Below are 17,725 nucleotides of genomic sequence, written 5' to 3' on the forward strand. Positions count from 1 at the left end.
TGGGGGGTGCGGGCCGGTGCCGCATGTCAGCTCAATACAGCGCCAGAATGTCCGCCGCGGTGGTGCCGGTCGCGCGCACATAGGCCGCGCGGAACGGCAGGATCGCGCCCGCGGGCACGTTCTTCCATACTTGGTCGGCCGCGCCGTCGACGCCGCGCATCGTGACGTTGCCGGCGGTGCCGACAAACAGCGCCTTGGGAATGTCGGTCAGCGCGTTGGTGTCGTGCGGCGTCACCGCGAGCGCCCGGCGCGCGGGCGCCGCCACCGCATCGGCGGCGGAGGAAAAGGGATCGGTCATGTTGGTCTCCGGACAGAAAAACAGTCCGTCACCCCGGCCCTGAGCCGGGGTCCCGCTTCTTCTTGAAGACATGAGAAGCGGGATGCCGGATCAGGTCCAGCATGACGGAAAGGAGAATGGCAAGTCCGTCGGACGAGGACGCTATGCGCCCTCGCCGCCCGGCCTTACCGAGTCCTGATTTTGCTCGCGCAAAATCAGGCTCAGCTGGCGGCGAACTTCATCACCTTGATCGCTTCCGAATTGCTGACGCACCCGCCGACCCGCTTGGTCGCGTAGAAGTGCACGAACGGCTTGTTGCTGTACGGATCGCGCAGGATCGACGTCTCGGTGCGCTCGGCGATCAGATAGCCGGCCTTGAAATTGCCGAACGCGATCGACAGCGAATTGGCGGCGACGTCCGGCATGTCCTCCGCCTCGACCACCGGATAGCCGAGCAGCGTGTCGGGCACGCCCATCTGCAGCCCCGGCTGCCACAGGAACGCCCCGTCCGACGTCTTGAACTTGCGGATCCGTGCCGCGGTCGACGAGTTCATCACCCACACCGCGCCCTGGCGATAGGGCGAGCGCAGCGTCGCGACGAAATCGATCAGCCGGTCCTGCGGGTTGCTCCCGAAATCCCCCGCCGCGCCCGCCGGCACGTATTGCAGCTGGCCGAAGGTGCGCGCCGCGTCGTTCGCGGTCGACAGCGTCGCGGCCAGGAACCCCTTCGGCCGGTTGGTGCCGTTGCCGCCCACGAACGCCGCGCCCTCGGCCCGCGCGAATTCGCTGGCGATTTCCTGCGCTAGCCATGCCTCGACGTCGAACGCCGCATCGTCGAGCATCGCCTGCGACGCCGCCGGATAGGCATAGAGCTCGCCCATCGGCGGCACGATCTCGTGGAAATCGGGGGTCGCGGTCTCGGTCCGTGCGCCCGTCTCCGCCGACCAGCCCGACGGCGTGCCGCCCGACGTCACCAGCTTGCGATACCCGGCCGATCCGACCTTCACGACATTGGCGATCGAGCGGATCGGGGAGATGCTGGCCAGTGTCTCGTCGATCACCGCGTCGATCTCGCGCGGGATGGCATAGCCGCCGGTATTGTCCGCGGTCCCGGCCAGCGCCTTCATCTCGACCGTCGCGCCGGATCGCACGTAGCTGGCAAAGCCCCCCGACGGCGCCATCCCCCCCGCCAGCACCGGCCGCGCGATTACGGGCGGCATCGCCACCCCCGCAAACGACGCCTCGAGCGCGTCCGCCTTCACTTCGATCATGTGACTTTCTCCTTTGGACAAAAAGAAAGGGCGCCCCGGATGGGACGCCCCTGTTGGACATTTCTAATTTTAGCGACCGCTACGCCGTCGGAATTTGCCGATCTATTTGGCTGGCCACGCTACGCGGCGATGGAAGTCGGAATGCCAAAGTAACTCCGGCGTATCTCGTCCGTTGGGAAACGCGATAAGCACGATTTGTAACCCCGCCTTCCTGGCGTGCTTCATGGCTGGAACGCAGTCAGTGTCACCGGAAACAAGAATTATGCGTTCGACAGATCGCTGCTCAGAAAAAGTCGCCATATCGAGACCGATACGCATATCGACGCCCTTCTGCTCGAAGTCCGCAGTAAAGTCGGCATCGGTCAACGCTGCCGCGGCAACCGGTGTTTTCCTAGGCTTCCAGCCACGAAATTTCAGCACTCCTTGCCGTACAGCAAAAAGGTCCTTGGCTGCTAATTGATGGAGCCAGCGATCTGAAGCCTTAAATTCGTGGTCCTGACCACTGACAGGCAGTTTGACAGTGCCACTGAACAAAGCGCAATCGTAGTAGAGCACGCGCACCAAAGCTTCGTCCGCCCCCACGCAAGCGTGCGCAACTTTCTCGATAAAATCTGGATTGTAGGTATGTTTTGCAACACGGGCCAACGCGCGAACGTGCCCACCATCTATCAAAACCGCCGTCCGAACTTTGGAAATAGAAAACCCCCAACGCATTGCTGCGCCGGGGGCCTTCGGATAAGTGCCCGCCTACGGGCGTAGCGGATAACGTGGGTGGCAGATATGCCATGCACACCACATCGTCAATAACCCCTGAAACGTTAAATGTTTTCACCCTCCACCGCATGCACCCGCGCGAGCGACTGCATCGGGCGGGCGACCAGGCTGATTTCCACCAGGTCGAGCTCGGTCAGTTCCCGCACCCTCCCGCGCCGCGCGGCCCGCACGCGATAGCCGAACGACAGGCCGTCGACCGCCCTCGCCGCGACCAGCGTCGCGAGCGCCGGATCATCCACCGCGCCGATCACGCGCAAGCCCGTTTCGTCCGCCTCGACTCGCTCGATCCGCCCCACCGGCTCCCCGCGATGCTGCCACAGCAGCGGCACGTGCGCCGGCACCCGGATCGCGCCCCTGCGCACCACATCCCCGCCGCGATCCACGCGGTCGAACACCGCCGCATAGCCGGCGAAGCGGATCACTTCACGTACCCCGCAAACCCCAGCCGCACTGCGATGCCCACGAGCACCAGTGCCAGCACCATCCGCGCCGCCCAGCCGATCAGCGCCTTCCACACCGACCGTTTCGCGTCGCGCCACGCGCCGAGCAGTTCGCGCAGCTCGGCCATGTCCTTTTCCGCCGCCGCATCGCTCAGCCCCAGCCGCGCCAGCGCCCGGCTCGCGCCCAGTTCGCCCGCTTCCTCGGCGATCGCACGGAGCGTCGCCATGTCCGCGCCCTCGTCCCGCCCTTGCGCAAACAATTGCGCCAGCACCTCGGTCACGCTGTTTTCTCCAGGCCAACCATCGCGCGCTTCTCGCCGCGCGTCAGGAAATCCGCCGCGGTCACGCTCGCCCAGAGCGTCGCGCGATCCTCGGCCAGCGCCGGCACGCGATCGAGATCGACGGAGAGCGCCGCATCGGGGAACCACCCCTTCAGCCCCTGCGCCAGGCCACCCAGGATCATCCCCGCCAGCGGCAGCACTGCGAGCCGCCACAGCGCGCGATTGGCTTCGCGGTAATTGGCGTAGGTCGCATCCCCCGGCAGCCCGAGCAGCATCGGCGGCACGCCGAACGCCAGCGCGATCTCCCGCGCCGCCGCCGATTTCAGCGCGACGAAATCCATGTCCGCCGGGGTCATCGACAGCGCCTGCCACGACAGGCCGCCTTCGAGCAGCATCGGCCGCCCGGCGTTGCGCTCGCCCGAAAAGCTCGCCTCCAATTCGCGCTTAAGCCGCTCGAACTGCGCGGGGGCCAGCGCCGACCCGTCCTTGGGATCATAGACCAGCGCCCCTGACGGCCGCGCCGCATTGTCGAGCAGCGCCTTGTTCCACTGCGCCGCCGCATTGTGGATCGCGATCGCCCCCGACGCCGCGCCCAGGCACCCGAGGCCGAGATGATCGTCGACCGGATTGAAGCACTTGAGGTGGATCACGTCGGGCCGCGGCCCGTCGGGCGACAGCCGCGTCATGCGATCGCCGACCTTGTAGCGATATGCCGCCGGCCAGCCGTCCGCGCCCGGCTCGACCGCGACGCGCTCGGGCCGCAGCGCGAACAATTCGCCCGCCCCACCGCGCCCGTCATCCAGGATCTGCACGAATGCATTGCCGTGCAGCAGCAGTTGCGCGGCCACCGTCTCCAGCAGCGCCTGACCGCCCGATCGCGCGGCGACCAGCGCCGCCAGTTCCGGCGACGAAGCGGTGAGCGGCGCGTCGGCCACGCTTTCGGCGACCAGCTTCACCGCGCGTTGCGCCACCGCATTCTCGACGAACCCGGCGCGCACCTGCGCCTCGTAACTGCGCGGCCAGTCGCCCGTGATCGCCGCCGCGCCATAACGCGACAAAGGCGGCCGCGCCTCGTGCGGCGCGGACTTGCGTCCGAAGAGTCTCATTGGCTTTTCCTTCGATTCAATCTGTTCGCTTGCGCCTGCCCTCACCCTTCCGCGGCTTCGCCGCTCCCTCCCTCTCCCGATGGGAGAGGGAAGGGGCCCGCCCGGCGCGGCCGGTTGGGAAGGGTGAGGGCAGCGCGGCTAGCTACAGCCCCCGCACCCGCGCCTTGCCCCGCCGCGTCAGCAGCAATTCGCTCACCGCCCACACCAGGGCATCCGCGCGGTCGGGGGATCGCCCCGGCCCGGCGTAACCGCCGGTCCTCAGCATCCCGCACAATTGATCCTCCAGCGCCGGGAAAGTGCCCGCGTGCCGCACCTTGGACGCCTCGTAGAGATGCAGCACCGGCTCCGCGCGCGCCGACTTGCCGCGGCTGGCATGGACCAGCCGCACCGGCAGCGTCATGTCCGCGCCCATCAGCACGTGGCGCACCATCTCCCCGCCCTGGTTCTTCTCCGCGACGACGCAGTCCGCACCGACCCGCTCCACGCACGCAGCGACCGCCGCCGCCCAGCCCGCGGGGCTGGCCCCCGCGACGCTCGCATCCTCGATCACATAGCCGATCCCGTCCTCGTCCAGCCCAGCCGCGATGATCCCGCACGCGTCGCCGTCCAGTCCGGCGGGCGGATCGACGGCCACCACCACGCGGACCAATTCAGGCCGGTCGCCCGCTGCGATCCGGCACGCCTCGATCAAGTCGCGGCTCCACAGCGCGCCGTCATGATCGTCGAGCAACTCGCCCTCCAGCTCCTGCCGCCCAAGCCGCGTCCCGCCATATTGCTCCATCATCGCCGCAAGAAAGCTGGCGGGCAGATGAGGGTTGTCGCGGGTTCGGCCCTGCGTGAGCGCGTCCGCCTTTTTGGCCAGCGCGACAACCTGGTTGACCAGCGGCGTCCGGCGCGGCGTCGTCGTCACCAGCACGCGCGCATTCTCCCCGCCGCGCAGCCCCAGCATCAGGTTGCTGAACGCCGCTTCCCCGCCATGCCCCCATTTGCCGATCTCATCGCACCACGCCGCGCGATGCTCCGGCCCGCGCAGCAATTCTGGCGCGCTGGCCGAATAGACCGTCATCACCGCCCGATTGGCGAAGTGCAGCTCACCGTTCGTTTTCCACCAGCGCGGCTCGAGACCCCGCGATCGCGCGACCGCCAGCACACCGGCGGGCCCGTCGACCATCACTCGGCGCGCGTCGTCGATCGTCGCGCCGACCAGCGCGAAGCGGCCGCCGGGCGCACGCGCCGCGACATCGGTCAGCCATTCGGACCCGGCTCGCGTCTTGCCGAACCCCCGCCCAGCCAGGATCAGCCAGACCAGGGGTTCGCCATCCGGCGACAATTGCCCGTCATGCGCCCAGAGCGGCCAGCGCGCGAGCAATTCGCGCCGTTGATCCTGCGTCAACCGTCGCAGCGCGCGATCCTGCTCGTCCGGGGGCAGCATGGCGAGTTCCGCAATCAGGGCACGGTCGGCGGCGACCGCGTACGACGTTCCGGTCATTCGGACTTCGCGGCCAGCCGCTTGCGCGCCGCCGCCAGCGCCCTGCGAAGCGCCGCATTCGTCTCGTCCCGGGTCGCCGCGATCGGCCGGATGCCGCGCCGTAGGCGCGAATCGCCGTCGCGCGCGCTGCGATACTGGCGCAGCACCGTCAGCGCGCGGTCGAAATCGAACGGCGGCGCGCCGGCCGCCGCGCGAGTCGGATCGGGCGGCTCGAGCGGCTGGCCCGCCCCGCCATGCTCCAGCACCAGCGCCTCCAGCGTGTCGTAACCGGCCGCCAGCGCATCGCGCCATTGCTGAACGAACGCCGGATCGCGCGCACGGTGGTAATAGGCCGTCGTCACGTCGATCCCGGCATGCTCGGCGGCCAGCCGGACGTTGCAGGTATAGGCCAGCGCATCGAGGAACAGCTGGCGCTTCTCCGGCGAAAACGCGTTTGCCTTGGGCTTGCGCCGCCGCTGCGGCTTGCCGTCCTGCCGGCCGACGGCCACGTCGTGATCGCCCTTCTTCGTGCGCCCCATGACTGTCTCCCGGCAACAAAAAGGGCCGGCAGGCGTCACCGCCCCGGCCCGAATCACACTTTCTCAACGTTCCTGTTATGTGCCATATCAGCGTGACGATGGGCATTATTATATAAAGCGTACCCAATCAGGATCGGCGGTGCTAAATGAGCGCCGGTGACCGATCCCTTCTCGATTATTCGATCTTCCCGTCGCCGCCGCCAGGTGGAGTTACGATGGTGCTAAAGGCGTACGGGGACGAAAGCGGCAAGCGCACCGCCGGGGGTGAAAGAGTAATCGCGCTCGGCGCCCTGATCGCTGAAAATTCCCAATGGGCTGTGTTTGAACAGCAATGGGCAGCAATGCTCGCTCATTGGGAAGTACCGTATCTGCACATGAAGGAGATACAGGAAGCGCGACTGAATCCAGATCGACCCGGTCCGTTTTCCCATTTGGCGTCTGACATGATGAAGGTTCAGAGCCTGCTACATGGGGCGGTGAAAGTCATCGTTGATACTGGTTTGATTCCTCGCTCAATGGCCGTCTTTACCGATGATCTGGAAGAAGTGATGGTAGCGCATAAGGTCGCTGCCGACCCGTTTGCCTTCACGCTCTATATCGCTGTCGGCATGCTGGGAACTTGGGCGCTTAACAAGCACCCCGACGACCCGAGCTTTGAACTCGTACTTGATCGTTTGGAGAAGGGGCATAAGCGCGTTGCCGAGGCGCAAGACCTCTACGAATCCGACGAATTTATGGCTTGGCGGGGATGGCCCATCGTTACTCCGCTCTCGCCCAACAATGGTCCCGGCTCCAAAGATATTTTTGGCTTGCAGGCTGCTGACCTCGTTGCATGGGTTACTCGCTTCCAGTGCGACAATATTAAGCAGTGGACGCTGCAAGTGAAGCCCACGTTGGAACCGCTGAACTTTAAGCAGTGGAGCGAAAGCATGTTTGAGTTCTTAGCTCGTCGGAGAGTAGAGCAGTCGGAGAAGTTCCCCTGGGGGGTCGTCTTTAACAGCACCTTTGCCCGACTTGTGCATTATGGCGGCATGGAGTTCTATTTTTTCGACAAAGAGCGCCTCGAAGGTCATATTTTCGCATCGCGGTCAAAGCGCCCTGACACGCGCATCATCGATTATTCTATTGCGAAGTCGGGCCGCGCTCGTCCGCTAAGCGCTTAATCGCGCTGTCCATTAGTATTTCCGCGTCGGTGGGGTTGAGTTCGCCAGCGTCGATTAGCTTTTGCGCTTCTTGCTTGAACCGCTCGCTCTGATCCTCCGGAGTCTCCGGGGTTTTCTTCTCTGCCATTACGCGACCGCTCCACGAGTTGTTTGATAGGTCAGACGTTTGCCAACGATGCCCGAAAGCAGAATGTCAGCGCGATCAGCATCGTTGTAACCGAGGGCAACGCGATTGGAGTAGCGGAAATCGAACTCCGCCAGATAGCGGTGCAAGTGGTTTTCGTGGCAATGCTGATAGATGCCGCGCATGCCCCGCTTAAAGATCGAGAAGAAGCCTTCGACGGTGTTGGTGGTCACGTCACCGCGCACATACTCGCCGCGCCCGTGGGTGGTCCAATCGTGCGAGGCGTACTCCTTACCAACGGCGCTGTAGAGGCGGCTTTCGTCGGTGGTCAGCTTGGCTTCCTTGGCGATGTTGGCGCGAACGATCTGGGCGACCTCATCGCGGACCAGCGAGTTAGCGGGCATTGAGCGCGCTGCGCCGCTATCGCGGTCGATTAGCGCCACGACGCGCAGCTTGTGCGCCGAGCCGCCCTTGCCGGGCTTCTTTTGAACGCGCGGGTTGTAGCCGATGTAGGTCTCGTCAACCTCGACCCGGCCACCATTGCCACCGAACATGTCCGGGCTGCCATCGCGCATCGCTTCACGGATACGGTGCGACATGAACCATGCGGTCTTTAGGGTGACGCCCAAAGTCCGGTGAAGCTGATTGCTCGAAATGCCCTTCTTGCTTCCAGCGATCAGGAACATCGCCTGAAGCCAGATGCGGAGAGGAACCTTGCTGTCCTCGAAAATGGTCCCGATCTTGACGGTGAAGGGCTTGCGGCACTGGTAGCACTTATAGAGGCCAACGCGGGTCGATTTGCCGCCCATCAAACCGATGCGGTCAACGCCTCCGCAGTGCGGGCACACCGGGCCTTGCGGCCAAATGCGCGCCTCGACGTAGGCGTAAGCCACTTTCTCGTCGTGGAAGTGGGGAGATGAAAGAACCGACATGGTTATGAACCTCGTTTGTTGAGGCCCTTCTACGCCTGAAAAGGTGGGTACGTCAAGTATAATAACGCCGTGACGATGTCAAGAATAATTATCCCATTTGGTTATCATTGACGCTGGCGGCGATCCGGCGCAGTCTGGCTCGACCGGCGTGCCGCCCGCGCCCATCCGCTGGCGGCAACCCGGCAAAGGACGATTATGACCACGCGCACGACTCGGCGTTCCATCCTCATTCCGCTCACGCTCGCCGCCGGGCTGACCGCGTGCGGCGCCCGCACGGAGGCGACCATGACCAATGCCATCGACCAGTCCGGCCCCAAGAAGGCCAGGCTCAGGGATGCGATGGATCAGGGCACCGTCGTGAGGGCCGCAACGCCTTCCGCGAAGCAATTTGCCGATCTCGCGACGAAGAATGACGCGTTCGAAATCGCCGCCGCCAGGCTCGCGCAATCCAAGAGCACGTCGCCCGCGATCCGCGCCTATGCCGCGAAGATGATCGCCGCGCATGCCGGCCTGACCGCACGGATCACCAAAGCCGCTGCGGCGGCACGCCCCGCGATCGCCCCCGACGCATCATCGACGCAGGATTACGACGCCAAGCTCGCCGAGCTGCGCACGCTGAGCGGTGCCGCGTTCGACCAGGCCTATGTCGCCGGACAGATCCACGAACACCATGTCGCGCTGTCGCTGTACGAACTCTATGCGCGCGGCGGCGAGGACTCGAGCCTAAAGGCTGCCGCGATCGCTATCGTCCCAATCGTCAAATCGCACATCGCGATGGCGGAGGCGCTGGCGGCGAAATAGGCGTCAGGCGGGCGGATCAGCGCCATCGCAACCCGGCCTACGATGCGGCTGTCACTCCGATCTTGCGCAACAGTCGGCTGTTGGGCGGACGAGCCGCGTTAATTCCCGTCCCGGCGACGGACGGTGCTCCCCTAACCTATCGGTTGCCCCGGCCAGCGAGCCGTCTGGCCACGGCGGCAGAGCGCGACGGTGCGATCGTACGTGGCGGGAATTTCCGGTTTCCGGCCCGCGCCGGTAAAGGGCACGAACATTGCCGGCCCCAGCGAACAGCGGTCGAAACCGCCATCGCTGCGCTTGGTGAACACGATCAGCTGCTCGACGGCCGTGTTGGCGCCGATCGGCATGACAAGGCGGCCACCGGTCTTCACCTGCGCCAGCAACGCCGGCGGCGCCTCCGAACTGCCAGCGGTGACGATTATGCCGTCATATGGCGCATATTCCGGCCAACCGACGAACCCGTCGCCAGCCTTTATCGTTACCCCTTTGAATTTTAAGCGATCTAACCGTGCGGACGCCGACTGCGCCAATTCCGGCACGATCTCGATCGAATGCACGACCGCGCCCAGCCTGGACAAGACGGCTGCCTGATACCCGGACCCGGTCCCGATTTCGAGAACATTGCCCCCTGGCCGTGCGCCGACGGAATACGTCATCATCGCGACGATGTAAGGATCGGAAATGGTCTGGCCGAAGCCGATCGGCAGGGGTGTGTCCTTGCTGGCGTTGACCTGCTGATCAACGGGAACGAATTGAGCGCGATCGATGCTCGCTATCGCCTTGAGCACCGCTTGGAAGATGGGATCCTTCTCCACGCCTGGATAATCAACCCGCGCCAGTTTCAGTACATCGCTTGCAAGTCGCGACCCTGCCGGGCTCCGCGCCTCCTTGCTCCGGAGCGGATAGAAGCCAGAAAGGCATACGATCGCTAGCGCGAACACCAGTGCACGAGCGACGTGGTGAGGATACAGAACCATCTTTGCCGGATGTACTTGGCCCACCCGGCATCAACAAGAATGACCTGCGCCGCGGTAGTTGGAGAACAGCACCTTTCCCCTCGCCACCCTCAAAATACGACGAACCGTTGCAACTTCTTGCGGTCAATGCGGTTTACAACGCGCTTGCCGTGCCCCTGCCCGATTTGGCATAGGGCGCTGAGCGGCGGGCCTTGTAACCGTCCGCGCAATCCAGGGGATGCTAAAGTATGAAGAAGCTCATGATCGTCGCCGCCGCCGCCGGCCTGTTCTCGCTTGCCGCGTGCAACAAGTCGACCGACGTGGTCAACAACACCGCCGCCGCCGCTGACAACGCCCTGGAAGACCTGGGCAATGCGACCGACGCCGCCGGCGACGCCGCGGCCAACGCGGGCAGCGCGATCGACGCAGCCACCGACAATGCGACCGGCGCCGCCGGGGCCGCCGCCAGCAACGCTGCCGACGCGGTGAAGGCCTCCGCCGACAACGCCGCCGCCGACCTCAAGAAGAAGGCCGACGACGTGAAGGCCGCGGGCGAAAAGGCCGCCGACGCGATCAAGGCAAACAAGTAACGCTTGGCGAGGGGCGACCGGGGCAACCCGGTCCGTCCGACCAGAAACAGGAAAAGCGGCGGCGGGGCGACCTTCCGCCGCTTTTTCGTGTGCGCAGCGATACTGAAGGGAATATCGCGCCGGGCTATCGGCCTTCGATCGCCGCCGCCCAGGCCGCGATCTCGTCGTTGAAATGCCGGTCGACTCGCACGTCCCCTGCGATCGCACGGGCTAGGTCGATCGCCGCCGACCCCGCCCACTCCCAGGTCGCATTGCCCGACAGCCGCACCATCCCGTCGGGCGCTGCGCACCCCTTCACCAGCCCCCCGCGGTTAAACACCGTGACTTCCGCATCGAACGCCGCTCGCTCGGTCAGGCACGCAGCGAACAGCGACGCTGCCATCGCGCTCCCGCAACTGTCGGTCAGCCCGACCCCGCGCTCGCACGTTCGGACGAACAATTCCGCCGCTCCCCGCACCTCCACGAACGATACGTTCGCGCGGTTGGGCAGCCAGTCGGGCGCCGTCTCGCAGAAGCTGCCCACTGCAACCAGTTCGGCGTCGTCGATCGTGTCCACGAACGCGATCAAGTGCGGGTTGGGGATCGCTACCGCCGTGAACGCCCGATCGCTCGGCAACCCGGCGATCGGCATCTGCACATTCTGGTGCCGCCCGATCGTCATCGGCCAGTCATCGAGTTCCAGGCTCGCCGGACCGGCCAGTTCGCTGATCGTCACCACGCCGGGCGCGAGGTCGGGATCGCGCCGCACTTCAGCCCCGCTTGTCTTCAGACGCACCAGCGCCTGGTCGATCCCAAGCGCCTCGAACCCCGCGCGGGCGACGCAACGCAGGCCGTTGAGGCACGTCTCCGCCTCCGACCCGTCGCTATTGAACATCCGCATCCCGAACGCATGCTGGCCATCGCCGTCGGTCAGCAGCAACAGACCGTCACTCCCCACCGCGCCGCGCCGGTCAGCCAGCGCGCGAGCGATCACCGCCCATTCGGCGTCGTCCCGCACGACGCCACGCGCATCGACCAGCGCGAAATCGTTGCCCGATCCGTGGCACTTAATGAAGTTGATCCGCATGGCGGCGATGTAGCGCCGCCGCCTCGCAGGTTCAAACATGCCGCTTCGCGTCGTTCGCGCGTCCACCGCGCGCGGGTCAGGGAAGGCCATAATGACTCGCTAGCCGGTCGAGCGCCAACCCCAGCACCAGCCGCCCGGAACGCCCCGGCCACCCGAGCGCGCGTTCGGCGGCGGGGATCGCTTCGCCAGCGCAGACGACACGCCAGAGAATGTCGCTCAGGCCGCCGCCCACCGCGGCGATCGCGGCGTCGAACCGGCGCTTGGCGGCGATCTGCGCCAGCGCCGGGTCGACGTCCGCGCCGCCCCGGCCGCCGCCATCGACGCGCACGGCGTCCCACTGCATTGTCACGCGCGCGCCGAGCTGCGCGATCTCATAGTCGCGGCGCATTCGCTCGCCCGCCTCGATCTGGCGCGGATCGACCAACCCGCGCGCCGCCAGCCAGCTAAGGGGCGATTCGGCGCGGTTGACGGTAACGGTGCGTGTCCGCCGCGGTTTCGCCGCCGCGCGGCCGGGGATGATCGCGACATCGGCGGGATCGAATGGCACTTCCACCAAGTCGCGCATGAAACCTCCTTCGGTTGAGTCGGGACACTCTTGCCATCTGGTTCGTTAAGTAGGAAAGTGTATAACCTATTTGGCAAATGGAGCCACCGATGATCACTGCGATCCGCGAAGTCCGCCGGGCGAAGGGTATGACGCTCGACGATGTCGCCAAGGCGTGCGAGCCGCCGACCACAGCACAGACGATCGGCCGACTCGAAACCGGCACGCGCACCGTGTCGGTCGGCTGGCTCAATCGAATCGCGGCGGCGCTGGGCGTCGAGGCGGCGGACCTGGTCAAGCTGCCCGACCACGCGGAGCTGCCGGTCGCGGCGTTGCTCGCGGCGGACGGGGCGCACGCGCCCACCCATCCGATCCTATTACCACCGCCGCGAGCCGTGGGTGGCACACTCGGAATCGCCGTGACGGGCGGGATTGGCGATTATCGCAGCGGCGACACGATCTGGTGCGAGCCGCTTGCGCCAGAAGCGTTCGCGGGCGCGCTCAACCGCGACGTGCTGGTGCCGCGGCCCGGCGGGCGGTTCCTGTTTGGGCGGCTGATCGGGCGCGAGGGCGACCGGCTGCAGATTCTCCCGCTCGGCGCGGGGCAGCGGCAACAAGTCATCACCGACCCGCCCTGGATCGCCCGGGCGACGACCCTCATCCGCGCGCTCTGATTCGCTCAGCGCCCTACGAGGACTGCCCGCAAATCCGACACCGTGATGATCTGGAACCCCGCTCTCACGAACGGCGCCGGTGGGGATGACCGGCGATGGTGGGCGCTGACGGGCTCGAACCGCCGACCCTCTCGGTGTAAACGAGATGCTCTACCAACTGAGCTAAGCGCCCGCCCAGCGGCGTTTGGCGCGAGATGCGCGACAACGCAAGCCGGATCAGAGCGCCGCGAAGCCGCCCTGGCGCAAAGCCGTGAGATAGCTCTCCATCTTGGCGCGCGCCTCGGCGCTCAATCCCAGGAAGGCGCGGCGGCGGTCGAATGGGTCCGGCTGGCGAACGAACAGTCCGACATCGGTCATCCGCCCGATCCAGCGCAGCGCCGTGGTCGGTGCGACGGCGGCGGCGATGCACAGGCTCGATACCGACACCTGCGCGCCCTCGAGTTCCGCGGCATACAGGTCGAGCAACATGTCCCAGGCGGGATCCTCGAACAGCCCGTCCGCGAAGAACTGATTGCGCAGCCGCCGGCCGCGAATGATCTTGCGAACGTCGGCGGCGGTGACGTTCGATGCGGCTGGTGTCGCTGGCGGCGGCGTGAAGCCGAGGGAGCGGTCCGCCAATCCGCCCGGCCTCTTGTCCTCGTTCGCCAGCCGCGACAGCACGCGCGAAATCCGTGCGACTTCCTCGTTCAGTTGCCGGAGCTGGGCCGATTCACCGTCACCCTTCCTGTCATGAAGCGTATCGCGTGAGAAACCGCTGAGGCCGATCAGGAACGCCGCCGCGCGATCGGCCAGCGTTGGCTCGCACAGCAGCTCGACTCGCTCCCCGAGCAAAGCCTCTGCGACGAGATCGATCTGACCCTGGTCGAGCGCAACCACGAACCGCGCGCCCGTTTCGCCGCGTAGCGCCGCGAGACGGGGAAGCGCGGCGGCGAGCATGTCATCCGGCACCCCCTGCGCCTCGACGGCGACGAGTTCGATCGGGCCGGGGTGATCGAACCGCCTGTCGATGGCGCCACGCCAGTCGGTCCGCCCGCGAAATTCCGCATCGGCCAGACCGATCGCACGATCGGCTTCGTCCGCGCCCAAGCCGCCGTTGGTAACGATCAGCGCCAACGGACGATCGCCCGTGCTATAATCCCCCGCTCGCCGCATCGACGCGCCCCACGCCCCACGGCCGCCCCTCGGCCGGATGCACCAGCCTTGCGTATTTTACGTACGTCGGAGAGGACTCCCCTCCGAAACGGCTGTATTTTAACGGATATTTGCCTCCATTTCGGTGGCATCGCCGATCAACCCAGCGCCTTGACGATCTCCTCGACCATCTTCTTGGCGTCGGCGAGCAGCATCATCGTGTTGTCCTGATAGAAGACGTCGTTGTCGACGCCCGCATAACCCACGCCGCCCATCGACCGCTTGATGAACAGCACCGTCTTGGCCTTGTTCACGTCGAACACCGGCATGCCATAGATCGGCGAGGACTTGTCGGTCTTGGCCGCCGGATTGACCACGTCGTTGGCGCCGATGATGAACGCGACGTCGGTCTGCGCGAACTCGGAATTGATGTCCTCCAGCTCGAACACTTCGTCATACGGCACGTTGGCTTCGGCGAGCAGCACGTTCATATGCCCCGGCATGCGACCGGCCACCGGGTGGATGGCGTACTTCACCTTGACGCCTTCTTCCTTCAGCTTGTCGGCCATTTCGCGGAGGACATGCTGCGCCTGGCTGACCGCCATGCCATAGCCGGGGACGATGATCACCTGGTCGGCCTGCGACATCAGGAACGCCGCATCCTCGGCCGAGCCCCGCTTCCACGGACGCTGTTCCTTCGCCTCGCCGCCCGCGGCGCTGCCAGCGTCGCCGCCGAAGCCGCCCGCGATCACGCTGATGAAGCTGCGGTTCATCGCGCGGCACATGATGTAGGACAGGATCGCGCCCGACGAGCCGACCAGCGCGCCGGTGATGATCATCGCGCTGTTATGCAGCGTGAACCCCATCGCCGCCGCCGCCCAGCCCGAATAGCTGTTGAGCATGCTGACCACGACCGGCATGTCCGCCCCGCCGATCGGGATGATTAGCAGGAAGCCGATCGCGAACGAGAGCCCCGTCACCGTCCAGAAGATCCAGGGCGACTGATCCTGCGTGAAGTACGCGATGAGGCCAAGGATGCCCGCCAGCACCGCGAGATTGATGATGTGGCGCCCCGGCAGCAGGATCGGCTTGCCGCCCATATTGCCGTTGAGCTTCAGGAACGCGATCACGCTCCCCGAGAAGGTGATCGCGCCGATCGCGACGCCGAGCCCCATCTCGATCCGGCTGACCTGATGAATCGCCAGGAACGGCTGGCCGATCATCGGATGGACCATGTCGGCAATGCCGAACGCCAGCGGGTTGAGGAAGGCGGCGGCGGCGACCAGCACCGCCGCCAAGCCGACTAGCGAGTGGAACGCCGCAACCAGCTGCGGCATCGCTGTCATCGCGATGCGCCGCGCGGTGACGATGCCGATCGCGGCGCCGATGCCGACGGCGACGAGGATTTCCCCCGCTATTGTCCAATCGATCGGGAAGTCGAGCGCGGAAACGTCGGCATTCTTCGACATGTATTTCGGAGCATGCACGACCAGCGTCGTCACCACCGCGATCGTCATGCCGATCATGCCGAAGCGGTTGCCGCGCTGGCTCGAGGTCGGACTCGACAGGCCGCGCAGCGCGAGGATGAAGCACACCCCCGCGACCAGATAGGCCAGCGCCGCCCAGGGATTTACTGCGATCTGTTCCATTCAACCCCCAGACGTCACCCCGGACTTGTTCCGGGGTCCACCGCGCCGCAAGGCGCAAGTGGATGAGTGGATCCCGGGACGAGCCCGGGATGACGAAATCAATGCTTGGCCGCCGGCCGATCCTTCTTCTTGTACATCGCGAGCATGCGCGCCGTGACCGCGAACCCGCCGAAGATGTTGACGCTGGCCAGCACCACCGCGACCAGCCCGAGCCATTTCGACGTCGCCCCCGTGGCCCCCAGCCCACTCGCTGCCGCCGCGATCAGCGCGCCGACGATGATCACCGACGAAATCGCGTTGGTCACCGCCATCAACGGCGTGTGCAGCGCCGGTGTCACCGACCACACGACATAATAGCCGACGAAACACGCCAGCACGAAGATCGAAAGGATCGAGATGAAGTCCATTCAGCGGCGTCCCTTTTTCGACAGCCCAAGAGCGCTTTCCAAAGCGTTCAATGCTTCGTCGTGTTTCGCCTTGAGCGCGCGAAGGTTTGCGCGATCAAAGACAGGATCATTCGTACGGCATCCGGCGATTGACAGTGCGCCGCTCACATCCTCGAACTCTGGATCGACCCTCGCATCAGCAGTCGCTACTGCCTCCTTACCGAACTGCGAAGTCAACGCTACGCGGATCGCCAACAGGCTCTTTCCGACATTAGCAAATAGCCGATCTTGTCCGGGCGGGTCGCAGTAGAACACGCCGCCTAACCGATAAGCTACCCGCTCCTTCACGTATTGATCGAACATCTGTGCTTTGAAATTTGGTTGAGGCAAAACCGCCTGAAGCCCCGCAAAGAGCAACGCGCTGATCACCCGAGCAGCCTTGCGTTCACGACCTTGCCGTCCTTCGTCAGCCGCACCGCATCGCCGATTTCCTCGTCGAGTACGGGCTTGCCCGCGTCCTTGTCCCAGAAGGTCGAGAGGAAATTGTAGAGGTTGCGCGCGAACAGCGCCGAGGCGTCCGCCGCCAGACGGCTGGCGACATTCTTGTGGCCGACGATCTTGACCCCGTGGCGCTCGACCACCTGGCCCGCGACGGCGCCCTCGACGTTGCCGCCGGCCTCGACCGCCAGATCGACGATCACGCTGCCCGCCTTCATCGTCGCGATCTGCGCGTCGCTGATCAGCCGCGGCGCGGGGCGGCCGGGGATCAGCGCCGTCGTGATCACGATGTCCTGCTTGGCTATGTGCGACGACACCAGTTCGGCCTGCGCCTTCTGATATTCCTCGCTCATCTCGGTTGCGTAGCCGCCCGAGCCTTCGCCCTCGATCCCGGCCACGTTCTCGACGAAGATCGGTTTCGCGCCCAGCGACAGGATCTGTTCCTTGGTCGCCGACCGCACGTCGGTCGCCGAGACTTGCGCGCCCAGCCGTCGCGCGGTCGCGATCGCCTGCAGCCCCGCGACGCCCACGCCCATCACGAACGCCTTGGCAGCGCTGACCGTGCCCGCCGCGGTCATCATCATCGGGAAGGCGCGGCCATATTCGGCCGCCGCGTCGAGCACCGCCTTGTAACCGGCAAGGTTCGCCTGACTCGACAGGATGTCCATCGACTGCGCACGCGTGATGCGCGGCATGAACTCCATCGCCAGCGCTTCGTAGCCCGCCGCCGCATAGCCATCGACGCGCTCGCGCGCGCCGAACGGGTTGAGACCCGCGACCACCCATGCGCCGGCATTGGCGCCCGTCAGGCTCGCCGGCTCCGGCCCCTGCACGCCGAGCACGATGTCCGCGCCCTTCAGCGTCGCCGCCCGCGCGCCGACGCTCGCACCCGCCGCGGCGAAATCGGCATCGGCGATGCTCGCGCTATCGCCCGCCCCGGCCTCGACCGCGATCTCGGCGCCCAGCGCGATGAATTTCTTTACGGTCTCCGGCGTGGCGGCGACACGGCGTTCGCCGTCGGCAATTTCCTTGAGGACGGCGATCTTCAAATTCTTAGC

The 17,725-nt window shown here is 65.7% G+C and carries 21 protein-coding genes and 1 tRNA gene; 4 read left to right on the forward strand and 18 right to left on the reverse strand.

Going from position 1 to position 17,725, the window contains the following annotated elements:
- Positions 1–31: 31 nt before the first annotated feature.
- The 8 genes from J0J06_RS16225 to J0J06_RS16260 form a co-directional block, all read right to left on the reverse strand.
- Complete coding sequence (locus tag J0J06_RS16225) at positions 32–298, reverse strand: hypothetical protein (protein ID WP_294043755.1); 267 nt, start codon at positions 296–298, stop codon at positions 32–34.
- A 200-nt stretch (positions 299–498) separates the two neighbouring features.
- Complete coding sequence (locus tag J0J06_RS16230; protein WP_294043756.1) at positions 499–1,548, reverse strand: phage major capsid protein; 1,050 nt, start codon at positions 1,546–1,548, stop codon at positions 499–501.
- A 102-nt stretch (positions 1,549–1,650) separates the two neighbouring features.
- On the reverse strand, positions 1,651–2,262 hold the full coding sequence (locus J0J06_RS16235) for an NYN domain-containing protein (protein ID WP_294043757.1): 612 nt from the start codon (positions 2,260–2,262) through the stop codon (positions 1,651–1,653).
- Between the two features lie 104 nt (positions 2,263–2,366).
- A complete protein-coding gene (locus tag J0J06_RS16240; protein ID WP_294043819.1) occupies positions 2,367–2,741 on the reverse strand; it encodes an HK97 family phage prohead protease in 375 nt (124 codons plus the stop codon).
- Positions 2,741–3,043: a DUF6127 family protein gene (locus J0J06_RS16245; protein ID WP_294043758.1), complete on the reverse strand. Its 303-nt coding sequence runs from the start codon at positions 3,041–3,043 to the stop codon at positions 2,741–2,743. The genes J0J06_RS16240 and J0J06_RS16245 overlap by 1 nt, the downstream gene beginning before the upstream one ends.
- The gene (locus J0J06_RS16250) at positions 3,040–4,149 is read right to left on the reverse strand and encodes a phage portal protein (RefSeq protein WP_294043759.1); all 1,110 of its coding nucleotides are present in this window, start codon (positions 4,147–4,149) and stop codon (positions 3,040–3,042) included. The genes J0J06_RS16245 and J0J06_RS16250 overlap by 4 nt, the downstream gene beginning before the upstream one ends.
- A gap of 142 nt (positions 4,150–4,291) precedes the next feature.
- The gene (locus J0J06_RS16255; protein WP_294043760.1) at positions 4,292–5,638 is read right to left on the reverse strand and encodes a terminase family protein; all 1,347 of its coding nucleotides are present in this window, start codon (positions 5,636–5,638) and stop codon (positions 4,292–4,294) included.
- Positions 5,635–6,156 (reverse strand): hypothetical protein, encoded by a 522-nt coding sequence (locus J0J06_RS16260; protein ID WP_294043761.1) that lies wholly within the window; start codon positions 6,154–6,156, stop codon positions 5,635–5,637. Before J0J06_RS16260 ends, J0J06_RS16255 begins: the two co-directional genes overlap by 4 nt.
- A gap of 146 nt (positions 6,157–6,302) precedes the next feature.
- On the opposite strand from J0J06_RS16260, the gene J0J06_RS16265 reads away from it, so the two are divergent.
- Complete coding sequence (locus tag J0J06_RS16265) at positions 6,303–7,319, forward strand: hypothetical protein (RefSeq protein ID WP_294043762.1); 1,017 nt, start codon at positions 6,303–6,305, stop codon at positions 7,317–7,319.
- 126 nt (positions 7,320–7,445) lie between these two features.
- Here the strand turns inward: J0J06_RS16265 and J0J06_RS16270 are convergent, their stop codons facing one another.
- On the reverse strand, positions 7,446–8,375 hold the full coding sequence (locus J0J06_RS16270; RefSeq protein ID WP_294043763.1) for an IS1595 family transposase: 930 nt from the start codon (positions 8,373–8,375) through the stop codon (positions 7,446–7,448).
- Between the two features lie 195 nt (positions 8,376–8,570).
- Between J0J06_RS16270 and J0J06_RS16275 the strand changes: the two genes are divergently transcribed.
- The gene (locus J0J06_RS16275; RefSeq protein ID WP_294043764.1) at positions 8,571–9,176 is read left to right on the forward strand and encodes a DUF4142 domain-containing protein; all 606 of its coding nucleotides are present in this window, start codon (positions 8,571–8,573) and stop codon (positions 9,174–9,176) included.
- A 131-nt stretch (positions 9,177–9,307) separates the two neighbouring features.
- Here J0J06_RS16275 and J0J06_RS16280 read toward each other — a convergent pair whose 3' ends face one another.
- Positions 9,308–9,988 (reverse strand): protein-L-isoaspartate(D-aspartate) O-methyltransferase, encoded by a 681-nt coding sequence (locus J0J06_RS16280; protein WP_294043765.1) that lies wholly within the window; start codon positions 9,986–9,988, stop codon positions 9,308–9,310.
- A 401-nt stretch (positions 9,989–10,389) separates the two neighbouring features.
- Between J0J06_RS16280 and J0J06_RS16285 the strand changes: the two genes are divergently transcribed.
- Positions 10,390–10,719, forward strand: coding sequence for a hypothetical protein (locus tag J0J06_RS16285; RefSeq protein ID WP_294043766.1), 330 nt, complete (start codon positions 10,390–10,392; stop codon positions 10,717–10,719).
- A 124-nt stretch (positions 10,720–10,843) separates the two neighbouring features.
- Here the strand turns inward: J0J06_RS16285 and dapF are convergent, their stop codons facing one another.
- Positions 10,844–11,785 (reverse strand): diaminopimelate epimerase, encoded by a 942-nt coding sequence (gene dapF, locus J0J06_RS16290; protein ID WP_294043820.1) that lies wholly within the window; start codon positions 11,783–11,785, stop codon positions 10,844–10,846.
- Positions 11,786–11,861: 76 nt separating this feature from the next.
- Entirely contained in the window at positions 11,862–12,350 is a 489-nt protein-coding gene (locus J0J06_RS16295) for a DUF6456 domain-containing protein (protein WP_294043767.1), read from the reverse strand.
- An 89-nt stretch (positions 12,351–12,439) separates the two neighbouring features.
- Here J0J06_RS16295 and J0J06_RS16300 point away from each other — a divergent pair, with 89 nt between their 5' ends.
- Positions 12,440–13,003 carry a helix-turn-helix transcriptional regulator gene (locus J0J06_RS16300; protein WP_294043768.1) on the forward strand — a complete coding sequence of 188 codons (564 nt, stop codon included), beginning with the start codon at positions 12,440–12,442 and terminating at the stop codon, positions 13,001–13,003.
- Between the two features lie 96 nt (positions 13,004–13,099).
- Here J0J06_RS16300 and J0J06_RS16305 read toward each other — a convergent pair.
- The 6 genes from J0J06_RS16305 to J0J06_RS16330 form a co-directional block, all read right to left on the reverse strand.
- Positions 13,100–13,175: transfer RNA gene (locus J0J06_RS16305), tRNA-Val, on the reverse strand.
- 44 nt (positions 13,176–13,219) lie between these two features.
- Positions 13,220–14,116, reverse strand: coding sequence for a MarR family winged helix-turn-helix transcriptional regulator (locus J0J06_RS16310; RefSeq protein ID WP_294043769.1), 897 nt, complete (start codon positions 14,114–14,116; stop codon positions 13,220–13,222).
- Positions 14,117–14,292: 176 nt separating this feature from the next.
- Positions 14,293–15,783 (reverse strand): NAD(P)(+) transhydrogenase (Re/Si-specific) subunit beta, encoded by a 1,491-nt coding sequence (locus J0J06_RS16315; protein WP_294043770.1) that lies wholly within the window; start codon positions 15,781–15,783, stop codon positions 14,293–14,295.
- Positions 15,784–15,881: 98 nt separating this feature from the next.
- A complete protein-coding gene (locus J0J06_RS16320; RefSeq protein ID WP_294043771.1) occupies positions 15,882–16,190 on the reverse strand; it encodes an NAD(P) transhydrogenase subunit alpha in 309 nt (102 codons plus the stop codon).
- The gene (locus tag J0J06_RS16325) at positions 16,191–16,598 is read right to left on the reverse strand and encodes a hypothetical protein (RefSeq protein WP_294043772.1); all 408 of its coding nucleotides are present in this window, start codon (positions 16,596–16,598) and stop codon (positions 16,191–16,193) included.
- Positions 16,595–17,716 carry an NAD(P) transhydrogenase subunit alpha gene (locus J0J06_RS16330; protein WP_294043773.1) on the reverse strand — a complete coding sequence of 374 codons (1,122 nt, stop codon included), beginning with the start codon at positions 17,714–17,716 and terminating at the stop codon, positions 16,595–16,597. The genes J0J06_RS16325 and J0J06_RS16330 overlap by 4 nt, the downstream gene beginning before the upstream one ends.
- Positions 17,717–17,725 lie beyond the last annotated feature (9 nt).

Origin of the sequence: Sphingomonas sp., from assembly GCF_017304615.1 — a bacterium.
In the GTDB taxonomy this organism is placed as follows: domain Bacteria; phylum Pseudomonadota; class Alphaproteobacteria; order Sphingomonadales; family Sphingomonadaceae; genus Sphingomonas.